This window comes from Pseudomonas sp. 05N432, from assembly GCF_056396945.1.
The window spans coordinates 93,277-115,981 of the sequence record NZ_JBFTMM010000018.1; the positions used below are offsets into that span (position 1 = coordinate 93,277).

Here is a 22,705-nt window from a genome sequence, read left to right on the forward strand (position 1 = left end):
CTAAGAGGTAGAAGCACTTCGCGAGCGAAGGCGCGGTATTATGCCTGCTTTGTCTGACGGCATGAAAAGCCTGCCCGTCGGAACACCCGGTTTGAGGAATATAAATGGCCCCTTGGCTGACAGTAGTGGGAATCGGTGAAGACGGCTTCAACGGCCTGGGCAAGAATGCTCGGCGCGCGCTGCTGGGCGCTTCGCGGATTTTCGGCGGCCAACGGCAACTGGATCTGCTGCCCGTGTGCATTCGTGGCGAACGACAGCTCTGGCCAAGTCCGTTTTCCCTTGAGCCGGTACTGGCGCAACGCGGTGAGCCGGTCTGTGTACTGGCCAGTGGCGATCCGATGCTGTTCGGCGTGGGCGCCAGCCTGACGCGGCAAGTTCCGAACGATGAGATGCTGATCCTGCCCGCGCCGTCCTCCTGCTCTCTCGCTGCGGCCCGGATGGGCTGGCCATTGCAAGAAGTCGTCACGCTGTCGGTGGTTGCCCGGCCAATCGCAGCGCTGAACGCCCAGCTGTTCAGCGGCGTTCGTTTACTGGTGTTGAGCAATGACCGACACAGCCCCGCCGCGATTGCCGCGCTGCTGCGCGAATGCGGTTTCGGGCCGAGCCGGATGACCGTGCTGGAACACCTGGGCGGCGCGAGCGAACGACGCGTCGATGGCATCGCCAGCGACTGGACCGACCCGGTCGTCGCCGACCTCAACCTGATTGCCATCGAGTGCCTCACCGCCCCCGATAGTCCACGCCTATCGCGCCTGGCTGGTTTGCCGGATRCAGCCTTCAAGCACGACGGCCAACTGACCAAACGCGATGTGCGCGCCATCACCCTCGCCCGCCTGGCGCCGGTGCCCGGCGAACTGTTGTGGGACGTCGGCGCCGGCAGCGGCTCGATCGGCATCGAGTGGATGCGTGCACACCCGAGTTGCCGCACGCTGGCCATCGAGGCCGATGCTGGCCGCCAGCAACTGATCGAACACAACCGCGACGCCCTCGGCGTGCCCGGCCTGCAATTGATTCGTGGCAGCGCGCCGCAGGCGTTGGCCGGTCTTGAGCGACCTGACGCTATTTTTATCGGCGGCGGCGTCACCCGCGACGGCGTGCTCGACACCTGTTGGGCGCAGCTCAAACCCGGCGGCCGGCTGGTTGCCAATGCAGTCACCCTGCAAAGCGAGATGACCTTGATGACCTGGCGTGAGAAACACGGTGGCGAGCTGACGCGGATTCATATCGCTCAGGCGCAGCCGCTGGGAGAGTTCGACACCTGGCGCCAGGCGTTGCCGATCACCTTGCTGGACGTGGTTAAACCCTTCGATGCGTGACGAAACCGCCGAACAACCCGCGCCCCTGCGCAGTGGCCTGACCACTGGCAGCTGCGCCACCGCCACCAGCCTCGCCGCCGCGCGCCTGTTGCTCGGCGCGGTGACCAGCGATGCAGTGGAGATTGTGCTGCCCAAAGGCAAACAGGTGCAGATGCGCCTGGAGTTTTGTCGACTGACTGCCGATGGCGCCGAAGCCGGAACCATCAAGGACGCCGGCGACGACCCGGACGTAACCCACGGTGCGTTGCTCTACAGTCAGGTGCGCTTGATTGCCGAACCCGGTATTCGTTTCTGCGCCGGCAAGGGCGTCGGCACCGTCACGCGTCCGGGGCTGGTACTGGGTGTCGGTGAGCCGGCGATCAATCCGGTGCCGCGCAAGATGATCTCCGACCATCTGCTACTGCTCGCGCAAGAATTCAGCTATGGCGGCGGTTTTGAGGTGACGGTCAACGTCGAGAACGGCGAGGCCCTGGCGCTGAAAACCATGAACCCGCGATTGGGCATTCTTGGCGGGTTGTCGATCCTCGGCACCAGCGGCATCGTTCGACCGTTTTCCTGCGCGGCGTACATCGCCTCGATCCACCAGGGCATTGATGTCGCCAAAACCAACGGCTACCTGCACATCGCCGCCTGCACCGGCAACGCCAGCGAAGACACCATGCGCCGGGTCTACGACCTGCCGGAAATCGCCCTGATCGARATGGGCGACTTCGTSGGKGCRGTRCTCAAACATCTGCGCAAAGTGCCTGTGGATAAACTCAGCCTGTGTGGCGGCTTCGGCAAAATCAGCAAACTCGCCGCCGGACATATGGACCTGCACAGTCGCCACTCCAGCATCGACCTGCCGCAACTGGCCGAATGGGCCGCGGACGTTGGTGCTGACGCTGCATTGCAACAAGGCATACGCGAGGCCAACACCAGCCAGCAAGCGCTGGCGATGGCCAGCGCTGCCGGTATCGCTCTCGGCGATGCGGTGTGCCGACACGCGCTGGATTTCGCCCGCAGCGTGGTGCCCAGGCAGGTTCAGGTCGAGGTGTTTGCCATCGATCGCCAGGGTGGCATCGTCGGTCATGCCGGAGATTTTCAATGAAACGTCTATTACTGCTCGGCGGCGTCACCGAAGCCCTGGCGATTGCCCGAACCCTCGGCCCGCAACACATCTACAGCCTGGCGGGCGTAGGTCGGGTGCCGACCGACCTGAACTGTCAGGTGCGGGTCGGTGGCTACGGCGGCGCTGAAGGCCTGACGCAATTCATCAAGGATCAAGGCATCGATCTGTTGCTCGACGCCACCCACCCCTACGCCGCGCAAATCAGCCGGAATGCCGCCACCGCCGCACAACAAAGCGGCATCCCGTGCTGGGCGCTACGCCGTCCGGCGTGGCAAGCGCAGACCGGGGATGACTGGCGCGAAGTCAACGACTGGGCCGAACTGATCGAAGCGTTGAAACCGTTCAAGCGCCCATTGTTTACCTTGGGCCGCGAGCCGCTGCAGCACCTGGATGAAATCCCGCCCGAGCAGTTCTGGACCTTGCGCGCGCTGGAGGTTTATCCCGGCAACGAGCGCTGCGAAGTGATCGGCGCACGTGGACCATTTTTCATCGAAGACGAACGCGCGCTGTTCGAACGCCGGCAGATCGATGTGCTGATCAGCAAAAACAGCGGCAGCAGCGCCACCGAACCCAAGCTTGAAGTGGCCCGCGAACGCGGGGTGCCGGTGCTGATCCTCAAACGGCCAGCGTTGCCGGGGGTTGAGCGGGAGTTTGAAACAGTGGCTGCGGTATTAACTGCACTGTCACTGTCAGACCATTCCTGACACCTCCCCATAAGAGCGAATCGACAGGCAACATTCTCCGAAAGAGCGGTCTGGCCAGACTCAACGGCTCTGCTCTACATTTCCTGAGCTCTCTTAGCGTCCTCACTTCCCCCAAAAGCGCGAACCTGCCCTCACAGGCTGATGACGGTCGTCCCGAGGAAAGTGCTGCTTGCCAACCTGTATCCCAAGGAATACGATCCAGCATGATCGACTTCGAACAGTCTCGACCATTTGCCGATTGGCTTCACTCACTCAGGGACACCATCGGCAAGGCTCGCCTTGTCGCCAGGCTTCGAGCTGCCGAGCATGGGAACTTCGGTGATTGTGAAGCAGTTGGTGAGGCTGTTTATGAAATGCGTGTGCATTACGGCCCCGGCTACAGGATGTACTTCACTCGTAAAGGTGAAGTGGTTTATCTGCTGTTGGCAGGAGGCGATAAGTCGACTCAAAAACGAGACATCAAACGCGCTCAACAAATGGCGCAAAACATCGGTAATGAGGAGTAAATCATGGCCGAACAATTCACCCGTTTCGACGCCGCCGACTTTCTCAAAACCCCTGAGGAAATGGCCGCTTACCTGGATGCCTGCTTTGAAGAAGATGCAGGTGACGGCGCGTTGATACGTGCCGCGCTCAACGACATCGCTCGGGCACAAGGCATGACGCAGGTTGCCCGTGATGCAGGTTTAGGTCGTGAAAGTTTGTACAAGGCACTGGGTAGCACGGGTAATCCAGAATTCACAACTATCATGAAGGTGATGAAGGCCTTGGGTCTCAAGCTCCACGCGACAGCCGCCTGAAATGCGCTGCGACACCACACCGCACGGCGGTTTTTTACTTATCGCCCCCGATCAGGCTAAATACCCGGCTTGATCACCCACCCGACCGGATATGACCCATGTCCCGACAACGGCTAGCATTTGCCTGGATCGCCTGCTTCGCAGTGCTGTTCAATATGCTCGCCATGCCAATGTCCGGCGCGATGGCGCAAGGTGCCAGTCAGTCGCCGGCCGAGCAGTTGTTGTGGGGCAGTTTCTGCTCGTCCAGCGGGACGAAGATGGTGGCGATCTCTCTGGGCAAACTTGAACAAAAAGCCCCTTCAAACGACGATCACTCGAACATGCAGCATTGCTGGTGCTGCTCGGGCTCGGCGCCTCTGGTGGCGTTGCCGGGCCATGTTCCGCAACTCTATTTCGCACGTTTCGAGGCCAATCGAAGCCGACCGGCGCCGCCCCTCGACATCCCGACGCCGCGCCAGCAATGGCCCAGCCTCAATCCCCGAGCCTCTCCTCTAGTCTGATTACCGTCGCAATTGATCTGCGTGTCTAATCGTTCTGGAGAACTGCCATGTTGAAGAAACTCATCGTTCTGGCCGCCTTGCTGCTGCCTGCGTGCTTTGCCAATGCCCATGAATACAAAGCCGGCGAACTGGAAATCGCACACCCTTGGTCGCAAGAGCTACCGCCCAACGCGCCAACGGTTGCCGCCTATTTCGTGATTCACAACAATGGCAAAACCGCCGACCGGCTGCTCAGCGTTGCTTCGCCGATCGCGGGGAAAGCCGAGTTGCACGAGCATGTGATGCAAAACGATTTGATGAAAATGCAGCAAGTGCCGAGCGTCGAGATTCCGGCGGGCGGCGACATCACGTTCGCGCCGATGGCCTGGCACGTGATGCTGCTGGAGCTCAAAGACCGCAGCCTGCTCCGCGACGGCAAGCGCTTCCCGCTGACCCTGCATTTCGAAAAATCCGGCGATGTGACCGTTGAGGTCGCTGTACAGAAACAACCGCCCGTCGGCACCGAAGCGCACATGCACGCCCAGTAATCACAGCCAGAATAACCTGTGAACGCACGGCGCTCGCTCAGCGTCAGGCGATCAGTGCCGCGTAACACCTCATTGAAGGTTGCACGCGGTAGCTGGATCAGCCTGTTCGCCATGTTGATGATCTTTATCGGCCCACTGATTTCTCAGTCGATGCCGATGGATCAACGCATGCCGATGCCTATGAACATGTCGATGGACATGAGCATGGACATGTCGGCGAACGCCCACGCCGAGCAAAACGCGCAAGCGGCTGCCGAACACTGCGCCCCCAAACCCGATCATCATGCGCTCTGGGAAAAGTGCGGCTATTGCAGCCTGCTCTTCAACTGCCCCGCGCTGCCCGGCAGCCTGTCGTTCGCTGCCTTCGACACACCTTCCGCCCACAGTTTCATCAGCCCTTCCCCCCGCCTGGGCCATGCCCGGCAAACCGTCTTCCCCGGCGCCCGCACCCGCGCCCCGCCCATCGTCGCGTAAACACCCACCACTACTCATACGGCCGACTGTAGAGAACGACAGCCGCAGGCTGCTGGCCGTGTTGTTGACGACTGATTGATGGAACCTTTATGTCCAGGTTTTCTGCTGACACACGCTTGAGCGCTGCTCAGGCATTTTTCGCCCTGAACGCGCCACGCGCCCGTTTCAAACAGGCCACTGCCATTCTGTGCGGCGCCCTGCTTTCCCCGTTGGCCAGCGCGGCCGAGCAACCGTCAGACCACAGCCAGCACACTGAAGAGCTGAGCCCGACGGTCATCACTGCTATCGCCCCAAGTTCGCCACTGACCATCGTCACCAACCCCAAAGACCCGCGCCAACCGGTGCCGGCCAGCGATGGCGGCGATTACCTGAAGACCATTCCCGGCTTCGCACTGGTTCGCAATGGCGGCACCAACGGCGATCCGGTGCTACGCGGCATGTTCGGTTCAAGGCTGAACATACTCACCAACGGCGGCATGATTCTCGGTGCCTGCCCAGGCCGCATGGACGCCCCGACCTCCTACATCTCACCGGAAACCTACGACAAGCTGACCGTGATCAAAGGCCCGCAAACCGTACTTTGGGGACCTGGCGCCTCTGCCGGCACCATCCTGTTCGACCGCGAGCCGGAAAGCTTCGGCGAGCTGGGCACCCGGGTGAACGCCAGCCTACTGGCGGGCTCCAACGGGCGTTTCGACAAGCTCGTCGACGCCGCTGCCGGTGGCCCACAGGGTTACATCCGGGTGATCGGCAACACGGCGCACGCCGACGATTACCGCGACGGCAACAACGACACCGTGCCGTCACGCTACGACAAATGGAACGGCGATGTCGCCGTGGGCTGGACGCCGGATACCGACACGCTGCTGGAATTGACCGCCGGCAAGGGCGACGGCGAGGCACGTTCGGCCGGGCGCGGCATGGACGGTTCGCAGTTCAAGCGCGAAAGCCTCGGCCTGCGTTTCGAGAAATCGAACCTCGGCGAAGTGCTGGATAAAGTCGAAGCGCAGGTCTACTACAACTACGCCGACCACGTGATGGACAACTACACCCTGCGCACGCCATCCGGTACCGGGATGATGGCCGGCCCGATGGCCTCCAACGTCGACCGCCGCACCCTCGGTGCACGGATCAAGGCCACCTGGCGCTGGGCCGATGTGCAGTTGATCAGCGGCATCGATGCGCAAACCAACGAACACCGTCAGCGCGCCGCCATGGGCATCGACACCTATAAGGACGTGCCACGCAACAAGGATGCGGACTTCCATAATTATGGCGTTTTCAGTGAGCTGACCTGGTACGCCGCCGACCGTGATCGTTTGATCAGCGGAGCACGACTGGACCGTGCCTCGGCCAAGGATTTTCGCCAGACCATTGGCTCCGGGATGATGAGCCGACCCAACCCGACCGCCGACAAGAGCCGCGCCGATACCTTGCCGAGCGGCTTCGTACGCTATGAACATGACCTGGCGGACAGCCCGACCACGCTCTACGCCGGTCTCGGCCACGCCGAACGTTTCCCCGATTACTGGGAGCTGTTCTCGCCAAAATCCGGCCCTGCCGGTTCGCTCAACGCCTTCGACTCGATCAAGCCCGAGAAAACCACCCAGCTCGATGTCGGCCTGCAATACAAAACCCAGGACCTCGAAGCCTGGGCCTCGGGTTACGTCGGCGAAGTACACGACTACATCCTGTTCGATTACACCCCCGGCATGATGGGCACGACCTCTCGGGCCGAGAACATCAACGCGCGCATCATGGGCGGTGAACTCGGCGCAGCCTACAACCTCACCTCCCATTGGAAAGCCGATGCGACCCTGGCCTACGCCTGGGGCAAAGACACCACCCACGACACGGCACTGCCGCAAATGCCGCCGCTGGATGCACGTTTCGGCCTGACCTACAGCGAAGACAACTGGAGCGCGGGCGCCTTGTGGCGAGTGGTCGCGGCGCAGAACCGCATCGAACAGAACAAGGGCAACGTGGTCGGCAAAGACTATGACAAGAGCCCGGGTTTCGGAGTGTTCTCGCTCAACGGCGCCTATCGGATCGACAAGCACTGGAAGGTCAGTACCGGCGTCGACAACCTGTTTGGCAAGGCCTACGCCGAGCACTTGAACCTGGCCGGCAACGCCGGGTTCGGCTACCCGGCCAATGACCCGCAAGCGATCAACGAACCAGGGCGCACGTTCTGGACCAAGGTCGATATGAGCTTCTAAAGGCATCGCGAGCAGGCTCGCTCCCACAGGATCGGTGCTGGACCTGTGGGAGCAGTCGGTCGACGCTCGAATGCTCGCGATCGGTTGCGCAGCAACCGCAAACAAACAACAAAGATCCACGCCAAGCGGAGCACCTGATGAAACAACCCAAACCGAATTTCTACAACCTGGCCTGGCGCTGGCATTTTTATGCCGGGCTGTTCGTTGCGCCATTCATGGTGATGCTGGCCTTGACCGGCATCGTTTACCTGTTCAAACCGCAACTCGACCCACTGATGTACGGCAGCCTGCTCAATGTGCCGGCCGGCCATCACACCGTCAGTGCCGATGAGTTGCTGCGCCGTGTCAAAGAGGCTTATCCACAGGGCCAGATCAAGCAGTACCTGCCACCAGTCAATGCCGAGCGCAGTGCGCAGTTTGTCGTTATAAATGCCGGCAGCGAGCTCAACGTCTTCATCGATCCGTATCACGCCGATATCCTCGGTGAGCAGGACGCGAAGAGAAACCTGCAAGCCATCGCCCGGGCCATTCACGGTGAGTTGATGATCGGCACCGTCGGTGATCGGCTGGTCGAACTCGCGGCTGGCTGGGGCGTCGTGCTGGTGGTGTCGGGGATGTTCCTGTGGTGGCCACGCGGGCGAACCGGTGCGGGGATCGTGTGGCCGCGATTCAGCACTCGCGGACGTGTGCTCTGGCGTGATCTGCACGCCGTGACCGGGTTCTGGGGCGCGGCGTTTCTGCTGGTGATGCTGCTCAGCGGCATGACCTGGACCGGTTTCTGGGGCAAGCAATACGCTGAAGTCTGGAACCGCTTCCCGGCAGCCATGTGGAATAACGTACCGAAATCCGACCAAGAGGCCCGCAGCCTCAACACCGCAACCCGCCAGACCGTGCCCTGGGCCATGGAAAACACGCCGATGCCGATGTCCGGCGACCACGCCGAACACATGGCGCACAACGGTGGCAGCAGCGCCCCGGCGGCGCCGACCATCAGCCTGCAAGACGTGCAGGACATTGCCGTTCAACGCAACATCGAACCGGGTTACAGCATCACCTTCCCGACCACCGCCAGCGGCGTGTTCACCATCGCCGTGTTCGCCGACGACCCACGCAACGACGCCACCCTGCATGTCGACCAGTACAGCGGTGAAGTGCTGGCCGACGTGCGCTGGCAGCATTACGGCAACGTCGCCCGCGCCACGGAGATGGGCGTGATGCTGCATGAAGGCAAGCTGTTCGGACCATTCAACCAGATCGTCGTGTTGCTGATCTGCCTGATGATCCTGCTCAGCGCCGTCAGCGGTGTAGTGATCTGGTGGAAGCGCCGCCCACAAGGAAAACTCGGCGTTCCACCGTTGCGGCATGACCTGCCGACCTGGAAAACCGGGGTGGTGATCATCCTCGCATTGGCGGTGATATTCCCGTTGGTGGGCGCTTCGCTGATCGTGGTGTGGCTGCTGGACCGCGTGCTCTTGTCGCGCTTGAACCACCAGCCTGAATCGGCCTCATCTTCATCCTGAAGACAGCGAGATGCCTATAGCAGCGCGGTTGACCTTACAATGTCGGCCCGCTGCGAACACCCGCCGAACGAGCATGCAATGACCTCGCTGAACCTCACTCATCTCGCCTGGACACCGCTGGGCCATGGCCACTGTCATCACCAGTTCCAGCTGCGTGAGGCCAGCCTGTACGTGGCGGCCGGTGAGTTCGTCGGCTTGATCGGGCCCAACGGCAGCGGCAAGACCAGCCTGTTGCGCTGTGCCTACCGGTTCAGCAAACCGGAATCCGGTGAGGTGCATCTGGCCCATCACAACGTCTGGAAGCAGTCGTCGCGCTGGTGTGCGCAACGCATTGCGGTGGTATTGCAGGAGTTCCCCGATGCCTTCGGCCTGACCGTCGAGGAAGTGGTCGCCATGGGCCGCACACCACACAAAGGCCTGTTTGATGGCGATACGCTGGAAGACCGTCGAATTGCTGAACAGGCACTGGAATCGGTGGGCCTCAAAGGCTTCGAAGATCACGCCTTCGCCACGCTGTCGGGCGGCGAAAAACAACGCGTCATACTCGCCCGCGCCCTGGCTCAGCAACCGCAATTGCTGATCCTCGACGAACCGACCAACCACCTCGATCCACGCTATCAGCTCGAACTGCTGCAACTGGTCAAGCGCTTGCAGATCGGCACCCTGGCGAGCATCCACGACCTCAACCTGGCCGCGGCCTTCTGCGATCGGCTGTACGTGATCAACCACGGACGCATCGTCGCCAGCGGCACGCCAAAACAAGTGCTGACCACCACGTTGCTGCGTGAAGTGTTCGGCGTCGAAGCGCTGATCGATGAACACCCGCTCTCCGGCTACCCCCGAATTACCTGGATAACCCAACATGACTTTGCGCACCCTGCTCCGCTCCAGCCTGTCCATCGCCCTGCTGCTGGGCAGCGCCCAGGCATTCGCCGAAGCGACCCGCTACCCGTTGACGATTCAGAGCTGCAACCGTGAAGTGACGTTCAAGGAGGCGCCAAAACATGCCCTCAGTCACGACATCAACATGACCCAGATGATGCTCGCCCTCGGCCTCAAACCCCGGATGGTCGGCTACAGCGGCATCAGTGGCTGGAAAGCCGTGACCCCCGAGATGCAGAACATTCTCGACGGCCTGCCGGAACTCGCCGCCAAGTACCCATCGGTGGAAACCCTGCTCAACGCCAACGTCGATTTCTTCTTCGCCGGTTGGGATTACGGCATGCGCATTGGTGGCGACCTGACCCCGCAAACCCTCGGGCCGCTGGGGATCAACGTCTATGAACTGAGCGAGTCGTGCACCTTCGTAATGAAGCGCTCGGCGGCCAGCCTGGACGACACCTACAACGACCTGCGCAACCTCGGCAAGATCTTCGACGTACAGGATCGCGCCAACCGTTTGATCAGCGACATGCAGGCGCAAGTGGCGGAGGTTCGCAAAAACCTGCCGAGTGAAAAACCGCGGGTGTTCCTCTACGACAGCGGCGAAGACCGGGCCATGACCTCGGGCCGCCTGGGGATGCCGCAAGCGCTGATCGACGCCGCCGGCGGGCGCAATATTCTCGACGATGTCGACGCGAGCTGGACCCGGGTCAACTGGGAAAACGTGGTTGAGCGCAACCCGCAGGTGATCGTGATCGTCGACTACGGCGAAGTCAGCGCCGAGCAAAAGGAACAATTTCTGCTGAACAACAAGGCCCTGCAATCGGTAGACGCGATCAAGAACCAGCGCTTCATCGTCATCCCTTACGTGCAAGCCACACCGGGGATCGACAACGTGCTGGCGGTTGAAACACTGGCCAAGGGTTTTCACGGCGAATGATCAATCGTCGTTATGCCTTGTTGCTGGTTGCCCTCGGTGCGCTGTTGCTGGTGTCTTGTGTGGTGTCGCTGGGCTTTGGTGCAGCAAGGGTGCCGGTGGACGTGGTCTGGCGGATTCTGCTGCATCAGGCATTCGGGATTGGCGAGGTGAACTGGAGTGCCGGCCAGGAGCATATCGTCTGGCTGATCCGCGTACCGCGCATGCTGCTCGGCGCGCTGGTGGGCGCCGGGCTGGCGCTGATCGGCGCGGTGCTGCAAGCCGTCACGCGCAATCCGTTGGCCGATCCGCACTTGCTCGGAGTGACCTCCGGCGCGACCCTTGGCGCGGTAATCGTGGTGCTGCATGTGGGCGAGATCGTCGGCCTGCTGACCTTGCCGATTGCTGCATTCATCGGTGCGCTGTCGAGCATGCTGCTCGTCCTGGCGATCGCCAACCGCAATGGTCGGCTGGACAGCGATCGGCTGCTGCTGTGCGGGGTGGCAGTGTCGTTCGTGATGATGGCGGTCGCCAACTTGCTGCTGTTTCTCGGCGACCACCGCGCCAGTTCTGCGGTGATGTTCTGGATGCTCGGCGGTCTCGGTCTGGCGCGTTGGGAGTTGCTGGCAGTGCCAGCGGCCAGCGTGCTGCTCGGGCTGGTGTTACTGCTGGGCATGGCCCGGCCGCTGAATGCCTTGATGGCTGGCGAGCAAACCGCTGTCACACTCGGCCTGAATGCTCGCACCGTGCGGTTGCGGGTGTTTGTGATTGCGTCGTTGATGACCGGGGTGCTGGTCTCGATCAGCGGCTCCATTGGTTTTGTCGGGCTGATGGTGCCGCACATTGCCCGACGCCTCGTCGGGGCGGAACATCGCAGATTGCTGCCGGTATGCGTGTTGCTCGGCAGTGTGTTTCTGGTGTGGGTCGACGTAGCAGCACGAACTATGATTGCACCGGAAGATCTGCCGATAGGTGTGGCCACCGCCGCCATTGGTGGACTGTTCTTCATCGGCCTGATGCGCCGCCGCTGATCGAGCACCGAACCTGTGGGAGCGAGCCTGCTCGCGATAGCGGTGGATCAGTCAGCATTGATAGCGACTGACACACCGTCATCGTACTCGGCGCCCTAATGTGGCGCACCTTCGCGCACCAGCACACCAGACACGTTCTTTCATGGTGCGCCAGCAAACCATGCAACCGCTCTAATACGACATTTCCCTGCCTTTTTCCGACCGGGCACAGCCCTTGCTAAAGACCCTTCAGTAGTCCGCATCTGCCAACCAAGAAAACTCATAAGTTCATGGAGATCGCACAATGAAGCGTCGCAGTTTGATCAAGGCTTTCACACTATCGGCAAGCATTGCCGCGATGGGTATGACCTGGACTGTCCAGGCCGCCGAGACCATCAAGGTCGGGATTCTGCATTCGTTGTCCGGGACCATGGCGATCTCCGAAACCTCGCTCAAAGACATGGCGCTGATGACCATCGACGAAATCAATGCCAAGGGCGGGGTCAACGGCAAGATGCTTGAACCGGTAGTGGTCGACCCGGCGTCGAACTGGCCACTGTTCGCGGAAAAGGGCCGGCAGTTGCTGACCCAGGACAAGGTCGCGGTGGTGTTCGGCTGCTGGACCTCGGTGTCGCGTAAATCGGTATTGCCGGTGTTCGAAGAGCTCAATGGCCTACTGTTCTACCCGGTGCAGTACGAAGGCGAAGAGATGTCGCCGAACGTCTTCTACACCGGTGCCGCGCCGAACCAGCAGGCGATCCCGGCAGTGGAATACCTGATGAGCGAAGAAGGCGGCAGCGCCAAGCGCTACTTCCTGCTCGGCACCGACTATGTCTACCCGCGCACCACCAACAAGATCCTGCGCTCGTTCCTGCACTCCAAAGGTGTGGCTGACAAGGACATCGAAGAGGTCTACACGCCGTTCGGCCACAGCGACTATCAAACCATCGTCGCCAACATCAAAAAATTCTCGGCGGGCGGCAAGACGGCGGTCATCTCCACGGTCAACGGCGACTCCAACGTGCCGTTCTATAAAGAACTGGCCAACCAGGGCCTGAAAGCCACCGATGTTCCGGTCGTGGCCTTCTCGGTGGGCGAAGAAGAACTGCGCGGCATCGACACCAAACCGCTGGTAGGCAACCTCGCCGCGTGGAACTACTTCGAGTCGGTGGAAAACCCGGTGAACCAGAAGTTCGTCGCCGACTGGAAAGCCTACGCCAAAAAACACAACCTGCCGGGCGCTGACAAAGCGGTAACCAACGACCCGATGGAGGCCACCTACGTCGGCATCCACATGTGGGCGCAGGCCGCCGAAAAAGCCAAGTCCACCGATGTCGACAAGGTCCGTGAAGCGTTGGCCGGCCAGACCTTCGCCGCGCCGTCGGGCTACACCCTGACCATGGACAAGACCAACCACCACCTGCACAAGCCGGTGATGATCGGCGAGATCCAGGCCGACGGTCAGTTMAACGTGGTCTGGCAGACCGAAGGCCCGATCCGCGCGCAGCCGTGGAGCCCGTTCATACCGGGCAACGACAAGAAGCCGGAGTATGCGGTGAAGAGCAACTGAGGCTGATCTGGAATTTCGGGTGGGTTTGAGATCCACCCCTCACCCCAACCCTCTCCCCAAGGGGGAGAGGGGGAAAGGGAGCCGATCTCCATACTTTTCAAAGCCCGAGTTCGCCCCCTACTTGCAGGTCGCAGTTGCTCGGCCAAACACCTCGGTCAGCCCCCTCTCCCCTCTGGGGAGAGGGTTGGGGTGAGGGGTCGATTGAACAGGAACACCGCTAATGCCCACTGCCCTTTCCCGCTTCATACTCGCCATCGCACTGCTGTTGCCGATGGCCGCCCATGCCGGGGACGCCGAAGACTTTGTCGCGGCCAATCCGGTGCAGCAAGCCAAGCTATTGGAAACCTGGGCCGCGCAACCCGACCCGGCACGCATCGAGCTGATCAACGCCCTGCAACAAGGCCAGTTGACCGTCGACGGCGAAGCCAAGACCCTGCGTCTGAACAATCGCCTGCGGGGCTTGATCGACACTGCGTTGGCCAGTCATCAACTGCTCGCCGCTGACACCAAAGTGCGCTTGAGCGCCGCGCAACAACTGCAAAAAAGCGCCAAACCGGCGCAGTTGAAGTTCCTCGACCAGCAACTGGCTGGCGAAAAAGACCCGAGCGTTCACGCCGCCCTGAGTCTGGCGTTGGCCAATCTGCAACTGGTAGACGCCGATCCGGCCGTGCGCCTCGCCGCAGTGCGCCTTCTGGGTGAAACCGGCGACCCGCTGGCCCGCACCCGTCTCGAAGGTTTGCTCCAACCCGGCGTCGAAGCCGACACCACGGTGCACACCGCTGCCGAAACCAGCCTGGCGCAAGTCAAACGCAAACTGCTGTTCGGTGAGCTCCTCGGCCAGGCCTTCAGCGGCATGTCCCTGGGCTCGATCCTGCTGTTGGCGGCCCTCGGTCTGGCGATCACTTTCGGCCTGCTGGGGGTGATCAACATGGCCCACGGCGAGATGCTGATGCTCGGGGCTTACTCGACTTACGTAGTGCAGCTGCTGTTCCAGCGCTTCGCCCCGCAAGCGATCGAGTTCTATCCGCTGATCGCGTTGCCGGTGGCGTTTTTTGTCACCGCCGGCATCGGTATGGCACTGGAGCGCACGGTGATTCGCCACCTCTACGGCCGACCGCTGGAAACCCTGCTCGCCACCTGGGGCATCAGCCTGATGTTGATTCAGCTGGTGCGTCTGTTGTTCGGTGCGCAGAACGTCGAAGTGGCGAACCCGGCCTGGCTCTCGGGCGGGATTCAGGTATTGCCCAATCTGGTGTTGCCGTACAACCGCATCGTGATTATCGCGTTTGCGCTGTTTGTGGTGGTGCTGACCTGGCTGCTGCTGAACAAGACCCGCCTCGGTTTGAACGTGCGCGCAGTCACCCAGAACCGCAACATGGCCGCCTGCTGCGGCGTGCCCACCGGGCGCGTCGACATGCTCGCCTTCGGCCTCGGCTCGGGTATCGCCGGGCTTGGCGGCGTGGCCCTGAGTCAGGTCGGCAACGTCGGCCCGGACCTCGGTCAGAGCTACATCATCGACTCGTTCCTGGTGGTGGTGCTCGGCGGCGTTGGTCAGTTGGCCGGCAGTGTGCTCGCCGCCTTCGGCCTGGGGATTGCCAACAAGATTCTTGAACCGCAAATCGGCGCCGTACTCGGCAAGATCCTGATCCTCGCGTTGATCATTCTGTTCATTCAGAAACGCCCGCAAGGACTCTTCGCACTCAAAGGACGGGTGATCGACTGATGAACCAGCCCCTGATGCTCACGGCCACGCAAAAGGCCGGCCCCAAAGTCACGATAGCGCTGGGCGCGGTGATTCTCGCGCTGTTGCTGGCGCTGCCGCTGCTGTCATTGCTGCCTGCCGACAATGCGTTTCACGTCTCGGCCTACACACTGACGCTGGTCGGCAAGATTCTTTGCTACGCCATCGTCGCCCTGGCCCTGGATCTGGTCTGGGGTTACGCCGGGTTGCTGTCCCTGGGCCATGGTTTGTTCTTTGCCCTTGGTGGTTACGCGATGGGTATGTACCTGATGCGCCAGGCTTCGGGCGATGGCCTGCCGGCGTTCATGACCTTCCTCTCGTGGACCGAACTGCCGTGGTACTGGACCGGCACCAGCAGCTTTATCTGGGCGATGTGCCTGGTGGTGCTGGCGCCGGGTTTGCTGGCGCTGGTGTTCGGCTTCTTCGCCTTCCGTTCGCGGATCAAGGGCGTGTACTTCTCGATCATGACCCAGGYCCTGACCTTCGCCGGGATGCTGCTGTTTTTCCGCAACGAGACCGGGTTTGGCGGCAACAACGGCTTCACCAATTTCCGCACGATTCTCGGCTTCGGCATCACTGAGCCGGGCACACGCGCGGTGCTGTTCGTCACCACGGTGCTGCTGTTGGTCGCCAGTCTGTTCATCGGCTGGTGCTTGGCGCAAAGCAAGTTCGGCCGGGTATTGACCGCCCTGCGCGACGCGGAAAACCGCCTGATGTTCTGCGGCTACGACCCACGCGGTTTCAAGCTGTTTGTCTGGGTCTTGAGCGCCGTGCTGTGCGGTCTGGCCGGTGCGCTGTATGTGCCGCAAGTGGGGATCATCAACCCCAGCGAAATGTCGCCGACCAACTCCATCGAAGCCGCCGTGTGGGTCGCGCTCGGCGGGCGCGGCACGTTGATCGGGCCGCTGCTCGGCGCGGGTGTGGTCAATGGCATGAAGAGCTGGTTCACCGTGGCCTTTCCCGAATACTGGCTGTTCTTCCTCGGCGCGCTGTTCATCGTCGTGACCTTGTACCTGCCCAAAGGCGTGATCGGTTTGCTGAAAAAAAGAGGTGAACAATGAGAATCACACCAACGGCGGAATTCATGCTCGAACCAGTCTTTTTTCCACCGGAGCCTAACAAGGACGCCGGCAGCAGCCGCGAGGCCATCGGCCTGGGGCAACGTGTCGAAAAAGGCCTGAACACCCTCCACGGCACCATCCTCACCCTTGAGGACATCAGCGTCAGTTTCGATGGTTTCAAGGCACTCAACGCCTTGAACCTGTACATCGGTGTCGGCGAACTGCGCTGCATCATCGGCCCCAACGGCGCCGGCAAAACCACGCTGATGGACGTGATCACCGGCAAGACCCGGCCCAGTCACGGCAATGCCTGGTTCGGTGAAACCCTGGACCTGACACGGATGAGTGAAGTGCAGATCGCCCAGTCCGGGATCGGCCGCAAGTTCCAGAAGCCGACGGTGTTCGAAGCCTTGAGCGTGTTTGAAAACCTTGAGCTGGCGCAGAAAACCGACAAGTCGGTGTGGGCCAGCCTGCGGGCTCGTCTGAGTGGCGAACAAAAAGATCGCATCTGCGAGGTGCTGGAGACCATTCGCCTGACCAGCTCGGTCAATCGCCCGGCCGGCCTGCTGTCGCACGGGCAGAAGCAGTTTCTGGAAATCGGCATGTTGCTGATGCAGGACCCGCAACTGCTGCTGCTCGATGAACCGGTGGCGGGCATGACCGACGCCGAAACCGAATTCACCGCCGAGCTGTTCAAAAGCCTGGCCGGCAAGCATTCGCTGATGGTGGTGGAGCACGACATGGGCTTCGTCGGTTCGATTGCCGACCACGTCACGGTGCTGCATCAGGGCAGCGTGCTGGCCGAAGGGTCGCTTGCACAGGTGCAGGACAACGAGCGGGTGATCGAGGTGTATCTCGGCCGATAACGCGATCGGCTTTTTGTGGGAGCGAGCCTGCTCGCGATAGCTGTGCATCTGTCGACATTGATGTTGGATATGCACCCGTCATCGCGAGCAGGCTCGCTCCCACAGGGGTTGTGTGAACTACAAGGGAATTGAACATGCTGCAAGTCGACAAGCTGCACCAGTACTACGGCGGTAGCCACATCCTGCGGGGCCTGAGCTTTGAGGTGAAGGTCGGTGAAGTCACCTGCCTGCTTGGGCGCAACGGCGTCGGCAAGACCACTTTGCTCAAATGCCTGATGGGTCTGTTGCCCGCCAAGGAAGGCGCAGTGAATTGGGAAGGTCAACCGATCACCTCGTTCAAGCCGCATCAACGGGTTCACGCCGGCATCGCTTACGTGCCGCAAGGCCGGGAGATTTTCGGGCGGCTGACGGTGGAAGAAAACCTGCTGATGGGCCTGTCGCGCTTCCCGGGTTCCGAGGCCAAAGAGGTCCCCGCATTCATCTACGAGCTGTTCCCGGTCTTGCTGCAAATGAAGCAACGCCGCGGTGGCGACTTGTCGGGCGGTCAGCAACAACAATTGGCCATCGGTCGCGCACTGGCCAGTCGGCCACGCTTGCTGATCCTCGACGAGCCCACCGAAGGCATTCAGCCGTCGGTGATCAAGGAGATTGGCGCGGTGATCAAAAAGCTCGCATCACGGGGTGACATGGCGATCCTGCTGGTCGAGCAGTTCTACGACTTCGCCGCCGAGCTGGCCGATCAGTACCTGGTGATGTCCCGGGGCGAGATCGTCCAGCAAGGCCGCGGAGAAAATATGGAAGCCGAGGGTGTGCGCGGACTGGTTACGATCTAGTCTGTAGCGTCCTGACGATAATTAAAAATATATGACTGCTCTTGCGCAAACCGCACTGTTCACACCCTGCTGGCACGCCGAGCTGGAGCTCGGCTACGCCCGCTTCGGCGATAGCACGCGCCCGGTCCTGCGTCGCCACAAAGGCCCGCTGCGGGTGCAAAAACACCTGTACGCCGAAGGCCCCGAGGTGTGCCAGCACATCATCGTCCACCCGCCCGGCGGCATTGCCGGTGGTGATCGGCTGGACATCGCGGCCAGTGTCGGTGCCAACGCCTGGGCGCAGTTGACCAGCCCAGGTGCCGCCAAGTGGTATCGCGCTGCCGGGCCAGCCTATCAGCGGCTCGACTTGAACGTCGCCGCCGGTGCCACGCTGGAGTGGCTGCCGCAGGAAACCATCGTGTTCAGCGCCGCCCAGGCTGAGCTCAGCACGTCGATTGAACTGCAAGGTGACGCGCGGCTGTTCTATTGGGACGTGGTGGCGCTGGGTCGCCCGGCCAGCGGCGAACGCTTCGAGCGCGGGCACTTTCAGTCACAGCTGGAAATCCGCCGCGACGGCCAGTTGCTCTGGCACGAACGCCAGCGCATTGTCGGGAATGACGGCTTGCTTGATTCGCCAATAGGGCTGGATGGCCAGCCAGTATTTGCGACGTTGCTGGTGACGGGTGAAATCGACAGCGATTTACTGGAGAAATGCCGCTCGTTGCCCAATGAGGTGCGCGGGGATCTGACCCAGTTGCCGGGGCTGTTAGTCGCCCGTTGCCTGGCCAGTGAAGCATTACTGGCGCGAGGCTGGCTGATTGATTTGTGGAAACTGCTCAGACCGGCCCTGCTCGGCCGCGAAGCAGTCCCCCCCAGAATCTGGAGCACCTGACATGACTGCGCACACGATCCCCGTAGCAGCTGGCGCAGCCTGCGTTCGGCTGCGAAGCAGTCGTGATCTGTCTGACGCGGTCTACCTGACACAACGCATTGGCAGGTTTTACGACTGCTGCGCAGCCGAACGCAGGCTGCGCCAGCTGCTACAGGGATCGAGTCGCTGTTTTTTTTAACTGCCCAATACGGATTTTTAACGATGGACCTGACCCCACGCGAAAAAGACAAGCTGCTGATCTTCACCGCCGGCCTGGTCGCCGAGCGGCGTTTGGCCCGTGGCGTGAAACTCAATTACCCGGAAGCGATGGCCTACATTTCCGCGGCGCTGCTCGAAGGCGCACGCGACGGCCAGACGGTCGCCGAACTGATGCACTACGGCACCACCCTGCTGAACCGCGAGCAAGTGATGGAAGGCATCCCGGAAATGATCCCGGAGATCCAGGTCGAGGCGACCTTTCCCGACGGCACCAAACTGGTCACCGTCCACCAACCCATCGTCTGAGGCTGCGCCATGACTTTTCACATTCGTGATGCCGTATCCGCCGACCTGCCGGCGATCCGCGACATCTACAACGACGCKGTCCTCAATACGACCGCGATCTGGAACGAACAGGCCGTGGACCTCGCCAACCGCCAGGCCTGGTTCAGCACCCGGCAATCCCAGGGCTACCCTGTTCTGGTGATTGTCGACGCCGACAACAGCGTGCTCGGTTATGCCTCATTCGGCGACTGGCGGCCGTTCGACGGTTTCCGTCACACCGTCGAACATTCGGTGTACGTGCGCAGTGATCAGCGCGGCAATGGCCTCGGCCCACAGTTGATGGACGTGCTGATCGAACGCGCCAGGGACTGCGACAAACACGTGATGGTCGCCGCCATCGAAAGCGCTAACGCCGCCTCGATTCGCCTGCACGAGCGGATCGGATTCACCACCACCGGGCACATGCCGCAAGTGGGTACCAAGTTCGGCCGTTGGCTCGACCTGACCTTCATGCAGCTGATCCTCAATCCGGGCGCGGAGCCGCCCGTCGCCAACAAGGAGTGATATGTCATGAACACTGCCCAACTGCGACGCGTGAACACCGAAAGCTTTGCGCACTACCGTCAGGGCTTGATCGATTTGCTGTTTGACGCCGTGCAGCACGGCGCCTCGATCGGCTTCATGGCCGACCTTGATGATGCCCAGGCCCGCGCCTACATCAACAGTGTCCAGGCCGGACTCGAGGACGGCAGTCTGTTGCTGTGGGTAGTGGTTCACGATGAAAAGGTCCTGGCCAGCGTGCAACTGGCCCTGTGCCAGAAAGCCAACGGCCGCAATCGCGCCGAAGTGCAAAAGCTGCAGGTGCGCCATGACACGCGGCGACGCGGCCTGGCGCAACAACTGATGAATGCTGTGGAGCTTGCCGCGCGTCAGCACAAACGTGGCCTGCTGTACCTCGACACCCAAGCGGGGTCGGCGGCCGAAGCGTTCTATCAATCCCTGGGCTACACCCGTGTCGGTGAATTGCCCAATTACTGCCAAAGCCCGGACGGTCGTTACACCCCGACCGCCATCTACTACAAGACTCTGGGACAACCCGAATGATTCCTGGCGAATATCAGATCAAGCAAGGCGACATCGAGCTCAACGCCGGCCGTCGCACCCTGAGCCTGACCGTGGCCAACAGCGGTGACCGGCCGATTCAGGTCGGTTCGCACTACCACTTTTTCGAAACCAACGACGCCCTGACGTTCGACCGTGCCGCCAGCCGTGGCATGCGCCTGAACATCCCGGCCGGCACCGCCGTGCGCTTCGAGCCAGGGCAGAGCCGCGTGGTCGAGCTGGTGGACCTGGCCGGGCATCGCCGGGTGTTCGGGTTTGCCGGCAGGATCATGGGCGACCTTTAAATCATGCGGCGTCTCCACCGACCCAATCGCGAGCAGGCTCGCTCCCACAGTTGATCGCATTCCCCTGTAGGAGCTGTCGAGCAGCGCGAGGCTGCGATAGCGAGCTACGCGAGCGGTCTCAAAATCAATTGAATCCCAAGGCAAGCACATGAAGATTTCCCGTCAAGCCTACGCCGACATGTTCGGCCCCACCGTCGGTGACAAGGTCCGCCTGGCCGACACCGAGCTGTGGATCGAAGTCGAAAAAGACTTCACCACCTACGGTGAAGAGGTGAAATTCGGCGGCGGCAAAGTGATCCGCGATGGCCAGGGTCAAAGCCAGTTACTGGCTGCGGAAGTGGTCGACACGCTGATCACCAACGCGCTGATCATCGACCATTGGGGCATCGTCAAAGCCGACGTCGGCCTCAAGGATGGACGCATTGCGGCGATCGGCAAGGCCGGCAACCCGGACGTCCAGCCGAACGTGACCATCGCGGTCGGCGCCAGCACCGAAGTGATCGCCGGCGAAGGGATGATCCTCACGGCGGGCGGTGTCGACACGCACATCCACTTCATCTGCCCGCAGCAGATCGAAGAAGCATTGATGAGCGGCGTCACCACCATGATCGGCGGCGGCACGGGGCCGGCGACGGGCACCAACGCCACCACCTGCACCTCCGGGCCTTGGCACCTGGCGCGCATGCTGCAAGCGGCGGACGCGTTCCCGATGAACATCGGCCTCACCGGCAAGGGCAACGCCAGCCTGCCGGAGCCGCTGATCGAGCAGGTCAAGGCCGGGGCTATCGGCCTCAAGCTGCACGAAGACTGGGGCACCACGCCGGCGAGCATCGACAACTGCCTGAACGTCGCCGACCAGTTCGACGTACAGGTGGCGATCCACACCGACACCCTGAACGAATCCGGTTTCGTCGAAACCACCCTCGCCGCGTTCAAGGGGCGGACCATTCACACCTACCACACTGAAGGTGCTGGTGGCGGCCATGCGCCAGACATCATCAAGGCCTGTGGATTTGCCAACGTGCTGCCGAGTTCGACCAACCCGACCCGGCCATTCACTCGCAACACCATCGACGAACACCTCGACATGCTGATGGTCTGCCACCACCTGGACCCGAGTATTGCCGAAGACGTGGCTTTCGCCGAAAGCCGTATTCGCCGCGAGACGATTGCAGCCGAAGACATCCTTCACGACCTCGGCGCGTTCTCGATGATCAGCTCCGACAGCCAGGCCATGGGCCGCGTCGGTGAAGTCATCACCCGCACCTGGCAAACCGCCGACAAGATGAAAAAGCAGCGTGGCGCACTGGCAGGTGATGGCGAGGGCAACGACAACTTCCGCGTCAAACGCTACATCGCCAAATACACCATCAACCCGGCGATCACTCACGGCATCAGCCATGAAGTGGGCTCGATCGAAGTCGGTAAATGGGCCGACCTGGTGCTCTGGCGCCCGGCGTTTTTCGGGGTCAAACCGACGCTGATCCTCAAGGGCGGCGCCATCGCGGCCAGCCTGATGGGCGACGCCAACGCCTCGATCCCAACACCGCAACCGGTGCACTACCGCCCGATGTTCGCCAGCTATGGTGGCTCGCTGCACGCCACCAGCCTGACGTTCATCAGCCAGGCGGCGCAGGACGCGGGCCTTCCCGAAGCGCTGGGGCTGAAAAAGAAAATCGCCGTGGTCAAAGGTTGCCGCGAGGTACAGAAGACCGACCTGATCCACAACGACTATCTGCCGAACATCGATGTCGATCCGCAGACTTATCAGGTCAGGGCCGACGGTGTTTTGCTCTGGTGTGAGCCGGCGGATGTGCTGCCGATGGCGCAGCGCTACTTCTTGTTTTGAGGTTCGCTCACACATAAAAAACCGGCACGAAGATCGTCAGTCTTCG

The 22,705-nt window shown here is 61.6% G+C and carries 23 protein-coding genes and 1 pseudogene; all 24 read left to right on the forward strand.

Features of this window, described 5'->3' with window-relative positions; genetic code table 11:
• Positions 1 to 104: 104 nt before the first annotated feature.
• The 24 genes and pseudogenes from cbiE (at position 105) to ureC (ending at position 22,659) form a co-directional block, all read left to right on the forward strand.
• The gene (gene cbiE, locus AC1DHT_RS20310; protein WP_477761440.1) at positions 105 to 1,316 is read left to right on the forward strand and encodes a precorrin-6y C5,15-methyltransferase (decarboxylating) subunit CbiE; all 1,212 of its coding nucleotides are present in this window, start codon (positions 105 to 107) and stop codon (positions 1,314 to 1,316) included.
• Positions 1,309 to 2,406 (forward strand): cobalt-precorrin-5B (C(1))-methyltransferase, encoded by a 1,098-nt coding sequence (locus tag AC1DHT_RS20315; RefSeq protein WP_427538151.1) that lies wholly within the window; start codon positions 1,309 to 1,311, stop codon positions 2,404 to 2,406. Before cbiE ends, AC1DHT_RS20315 begins: the two co-directional genes overlap by 8 nt.
• Positions 2,403 to 3,131 carry a cobalt-precorrin-6A reductase gene (locus AC1DHT_RS20320; RefSeq protein WP_427538154.1) on the forward strand — a complete coding sequence of 243 codons (729 nt, stop codon included), beginning with the start codon at positions 2,403 to 2,405 and terminating at the stop codon, positions 3,129 to 3,131. The genes AC1DHT_RS20315 and AC1DHT_RS20320 overlap by 4 nt, the downstream gene beginning before the upstream one ends.
• A gap of 203 nt (positions 3,132 to 3,334) precedes the next feature.
• Positions 3,335 to 3,637 (forward strand): type II toxin-antitoxin system RelE/ParE family toxin, encoded by a 303-nt coding sequence (locus AC1DHT_RS20325; protein ID WP_103316981.1) that lies wholly within the window; start codon positions 3,335 to 3,337, stop codon positions 3,635 to 3,637.
• A gap of 3 nt (positions 3,638 to 3,640) precedes the next feature.
• Positions 3,641 to 3,931 carry an addiction module antidote protein gene (locus tag AC1DHT_RS20330; RefSeq protein WP_103316984.1) on the forward strand — a complete coding sequence of 97 codons (291 nt, stop codon included), beginning with the start codon at positions 3,641 to 3,643 and terminating at the stop codon, positions 3,929 to 3,931.
• A gap of 98 nt (positions 3,932 to 4,029) precedes the next feature.
• Positions 4,030 to 4,431, forward strand: coding sequence for a DUF2946 domain-containing protein (locus tag AC1DHT_RS20335; RefSeq protein ID WP_347928787.1), 402 nt, complete (start codon positions 4,030 to 4,032; stop codon positions 4,429 to 4,431).
• Between the two features lie 47 nt (positions 4,432 to 4,478).
• Positions 4,479 to 4,958, forward strand: a complete 480-nt coding sequence (locus AC1DHT_RS20340; protein WP_427538158.1) for a copper chaperone PCu(A)C — start codon at positions 4,479 to 4,481, stop codon at positions 4,956 to 4,958.
• A 54-nt stretch (positions 4,959 to 5,012) separates the two neighbouring features.
• Positions 5,013 to 5,432 carry a DUF2946 domain-containing protein gene (locus tag AC1DHT_RS20345; protein ID WP_427538161.1) on the forward strand — a complete coding sequence of 140 codons (420 nt, stop codon included), beginning with the start codon at positions 5,013 to 5,015 and terminating at the stop codon, positions 5,430 to 5,432.
• 89 nt (positions 5,433 to 5,521) lie between these two features.
• Positions 5,522 to 7,651 (forward strand): TonB-dependent copper receptor, encoded by a 2,130-nt coding sequence (locus AC1DHT_RS20350; RefSeq protein ID WP_427538164.1) that lies wholly within the window; start codon positions 5,522 to 5,524, stop codon positions 7,649 to 7,651.
• Between the two features lie 137 nt (positions 7,652 to 7,788).
• Positions 7,789 to 9,171 (forward strand): PepSY-associated TM helix domain-containing protein, encoded by a 1,383-nt coding sequence (locus AC1DHT_RS20355; protein ID WP_427538167.1) that lies wholly within the window; start codon positions 7,789 to 7,791, stop codon positions 9,169 to 9,171.
• A 78-nt stretch (positions 9,172 to 9,249) separates the two neighbouring features.
• Positions 9,250 to 10,032: pseudogene (locus AC1DHT_RS20360) on the forward strand (ABC transporter ATP-binding protein); the annotation flags it as partial.
• 1 nt (position 10,033) lies between these two features.
• The gene (locus tag AC1DHT_RS20365; protein ID WP_477761441.1) at positions 10,034 to 10,993 is read left to right on the forward strand and encodes an ABC transporter substrate-binding protein; all 960 of its coding nucleotides are present in this window, start codon (positions 10,034 to 10,036) and stop codon (positions 10,991 to 10,993) included.
• Positions 10,990 to 12,000: a FecCD family ABC transporter permease gene (locus AC1DHT_RS20370; protein ID WP_427538172.1), complete on the forward strand. Its 1,011-nt coding sequence runs from the start codon at positions 10,990 to 10,992 to the stop codon at positions 11,998 to 12,000. The genes AC1DHT_RS20365 and AC1DHT_RS20370 overlap by 4 nt, the downstream gene beginning before the upstream one ends.
• Before the next feature lie 283 nt (positions 12,001 to 12,283).
• Entirely contained in the window at positions 12,284 to 13,549 is a 1,266-nt protein-coding gene (urtA, locus tag AC1DHT_RS20375) for an urea ABC transporter substrate-binding protein (protein ID WP_477761442.1), read from the forward strand.
• A gap of 220 nt (positions 13,550 to 13,769) precedes the next feature.
• Positions 13,770 to 15,272 carry an urea ABC transporter permease subunit UrtB gene (gene urtB, locus AC1DHT_RS20380; RefSeq protein ID WP_427538176.1) on the forward strand — a complete coding sequence of 501 codons (1,503 nt, stop codon included), beginning with the start codon at positions 13,770 to 13,772 and terminating at the stop codon, positions 15,270 to 15,272.
• On the forward strand, positions 15,272 to 16,351 hold the full coding sequence (gene urtC / locus AC1DHT_RS20385; protein ID WP_477761443.1) for an urea ABC transporter permease subunit UrtC: 1,080 nt from the start codon (positions 15,272 to 15,274) through the stop codon (positions 16,349 to 16,351). Before urtB ends, urtC begins: the two co-directional genes overlap by 1 nt.
• Positions 16,348 to 17,217, forward strand: coding sequence for an urea ABC transporter ATP-binding protein UrtD (gene urtD, locus AC1DHT_RS20390; protein ID WP_427538182.1), 870 nt, complete (start codon positions 16,348 to 16,350; stop codon positions 17,215 to 17,217). Before urtC ends, urtD begins: the two co-directional genes overlap by 4 nt.
• 134 nt (positions 17,218 to 17,351) lie before the next feature.
• On the forward strand, positions 17,352 to 18,050 hold the full coding sequence (gene urtE / locus AC1DHT_RS20395; protein WP_427538185.1) for an urea ABC transporter ATP-binding subunit UrtE: 699 nt from the start codon (positions 17,352 to 17,354) through the stop codon (positions 18,048 to 18,050).
• Between the two features lie 31 nt (positions 18,051 to 18,081).
• Positions 18,082 to 18,921 carry an urease accessory protein UreD gene (locus AC1DHT_RS20400; protein WP_427538188.1) on the forward strand — a complete coding sequence of 280 codons (840 nt, stop codon included), beginning with the start codon at positions 18,082 to 18,084 and terminating at the stop codon, positions 18,919 to 18,921.
• Between the two features lie 201 nt (positions 18,922 to 19,122).
• Positions 19,123 to 19,425 (forward strand): urease subunit gamma, encoded by a 303-nt coding sequence (ureA, locus tag AC1DHT_RS20405; protein ID WP_019693787.1) that lies wholly within the window; start codon positions 19,123 to 19,125, stop codon positions 19,423 to 19,425.
• 9 nt (positions 19,426 to 19,434) lie between these two features.
• Positions 19,435 to 19,968 (forward strand): GNAT family N-acetyltransferase, encoded by a 534-nt coding sequence (locus AC1DHT_RS20410; RefSeq protein ID WP_427538191.1) that lies wholly within the window; start codon positions 19,435 to 19,437, stop codon positions 19,966 to 19,968.
• Between the two features lie 6 nt (positions 19,969 to 19,974).
• The gene (locus AC1DHT_RS20415) at positions 19,975 to 20,508 is read left to right on the forward strand and encodes a GNAT family N-acetyltransferase (RefSeq protein WP_427538194.1); all 534 of its coding nucleotides are present in this window, start codon (positions 19,975 to 19,977) and stop codon (positions 20,506 to 20,508) included.
• Positions 20,505 to 20,810 (forward strand): urease subunit beta, encoded by a 306-nt coding sequence (locus tag AC1DHT_RS20420; RefSeq protein WP_427538197.1) that lies wholly within the window; start codon positions 20,505 to 20,507, stop codon positions 20,808 to 20,810. The genes AC1DHT_RS20415 and AC1DHT_RS20420 overlap by 4 nt, the downstream gene beginning before the upstream one ends.
• Positions 20,811 to 20,958: 148 nt before the next feature.
• The gene (gene ureC, locus AC1DHT_RS20425) at positions 20,959 to 22,659 is read left to right on the forward strand and encodes an urease subunit alpha (RefSeq protein ID WP_103317037.1); all 1,701 of its coding nucleotides are present in this window, start codon (positions 20,959 to 20,961) and stop codon (positions 22,657 to 22,659) included.
• The last annotated feature ends 46 nt before the right edge of the window (positions 22,660 to 22,705 follow it).

Bases quoted from the DNA above. Each gene is read 5' to 3' on its own strand.
- AC1DHT_RS20415 (WP_427538194.1), top strand. From the start codon at position 19,975: ATGAACACTGCCCAACTGCGACGCGTGAACACCGAAAGCTTTGCGCAC.
- AC1DHT_RS20320 (WP_427538154.1), top strand. From the start codon at position 2,403: ATGAAACGTCTATTACTGCTCGGCGGCGTCACCGAAGCCCTGGCGATT.
- ureC (WP_103317037.1), top strand. From the start codon at position 20,959: ATGAAGATTTCCCGTCAAGCCTACGCCGACATGTTCGGCCCCACCGTC.
- AC1DHT_RS20325 (WP_103316981.1), top strand. From the start codon at position 3,335: ATGATCGACTTCGAACAGTCTCGACCATTTGCCGATTGGCTTCACTCA.
- AC1DHT_RS20340 (WP_427538158.1), top strand. From the start codon at position 4,479: ATGTTGAAGAAACTCATCGTTCTGGCCGCCTTGCTGCTGCCTGCGTGC.
- urtE (WP_427538185.1), top strand. From the start codon at position 17,352: ATGCTGCAAGTCGACAAGCTGCACCAGTACTACGGCGGTAGCCACATC.
- AC1DHT_RS20370 (WP_427538172.1), top strand. From the start codon at position 10,990: ATGATCAATCGTCGTTATGCCTTGTTGCTGGTTGCCCTCGGTGCGCTG.
- AC1DHT_RS20335 (WP_347928787.1), top strand. From the start codon at position 4,030: ATGTCCCGACAACGGCTAGCATTTGCCTGGATCGCCTGCTTCGCAGTG.
- AC1DHT_RS20365 (WP_477761441.1), top strand. From the start codon at position 10,034: ATGACTTTGCGCACCCTGCTCCGCTCCAGCCTGTCCATCGCCCTGCTG.
- AC1DHT_RS20400 (WP_427538188.1), top strand. From the start codon at position 18,082: ATGACTGCTCTTGCGCAAACCGCACTGTTCACACCCTGCTGGCACGCC.
- urtD (WP_427538182.1), top strand. From the start codon at position 16,348: ATGAGAATCACACCAACGGCGGAATTCATGCTCGAACCAGTCTTTTTT.
- AC1DHT_RS20330 (WP_103316984.1), top strand. From the start codon at position 3,641: ATGGCCGAACAATTCACCCGTTTCGACGCCGCCGACTTTCTCAAAACC.
- ureA (WP_019693787.1), top strand. From the start codon at position 19,123: ATGGACCTGACCCCACGCGAAAAAGACAAGCTGCTGATCTTCACCGCC.
- AC1DHT_RS20350 (WP_427538164.1), top strand. From the start codon at position 5,522: ATGTCCAGGTTTTCTGCTGACACACGCTTGAGCGCTGCTCAGGCATTT.
- urtB (WP_427538176.1), top strand. From the start codon at position 13,770: ATGCCCACTGCCCTTTCCCGCTTCATACTCGCCATCGCACTGCTGTTG.
- AC1DHT_RS20355 (WP_427538167.1), top strand. From the start codon at position 7,789: ATGAAACAACCCAAACCGAATTTCTACAACCTGGCCTGGCGCTGGCAT.
- AC1DHT_RS20420 (WP_427538197.1), top strand. From the start codon at position 20,505: ATGATTCCTGGCGAATATCAGATCAAGCAAGGCGACATCGAGCTCAAC.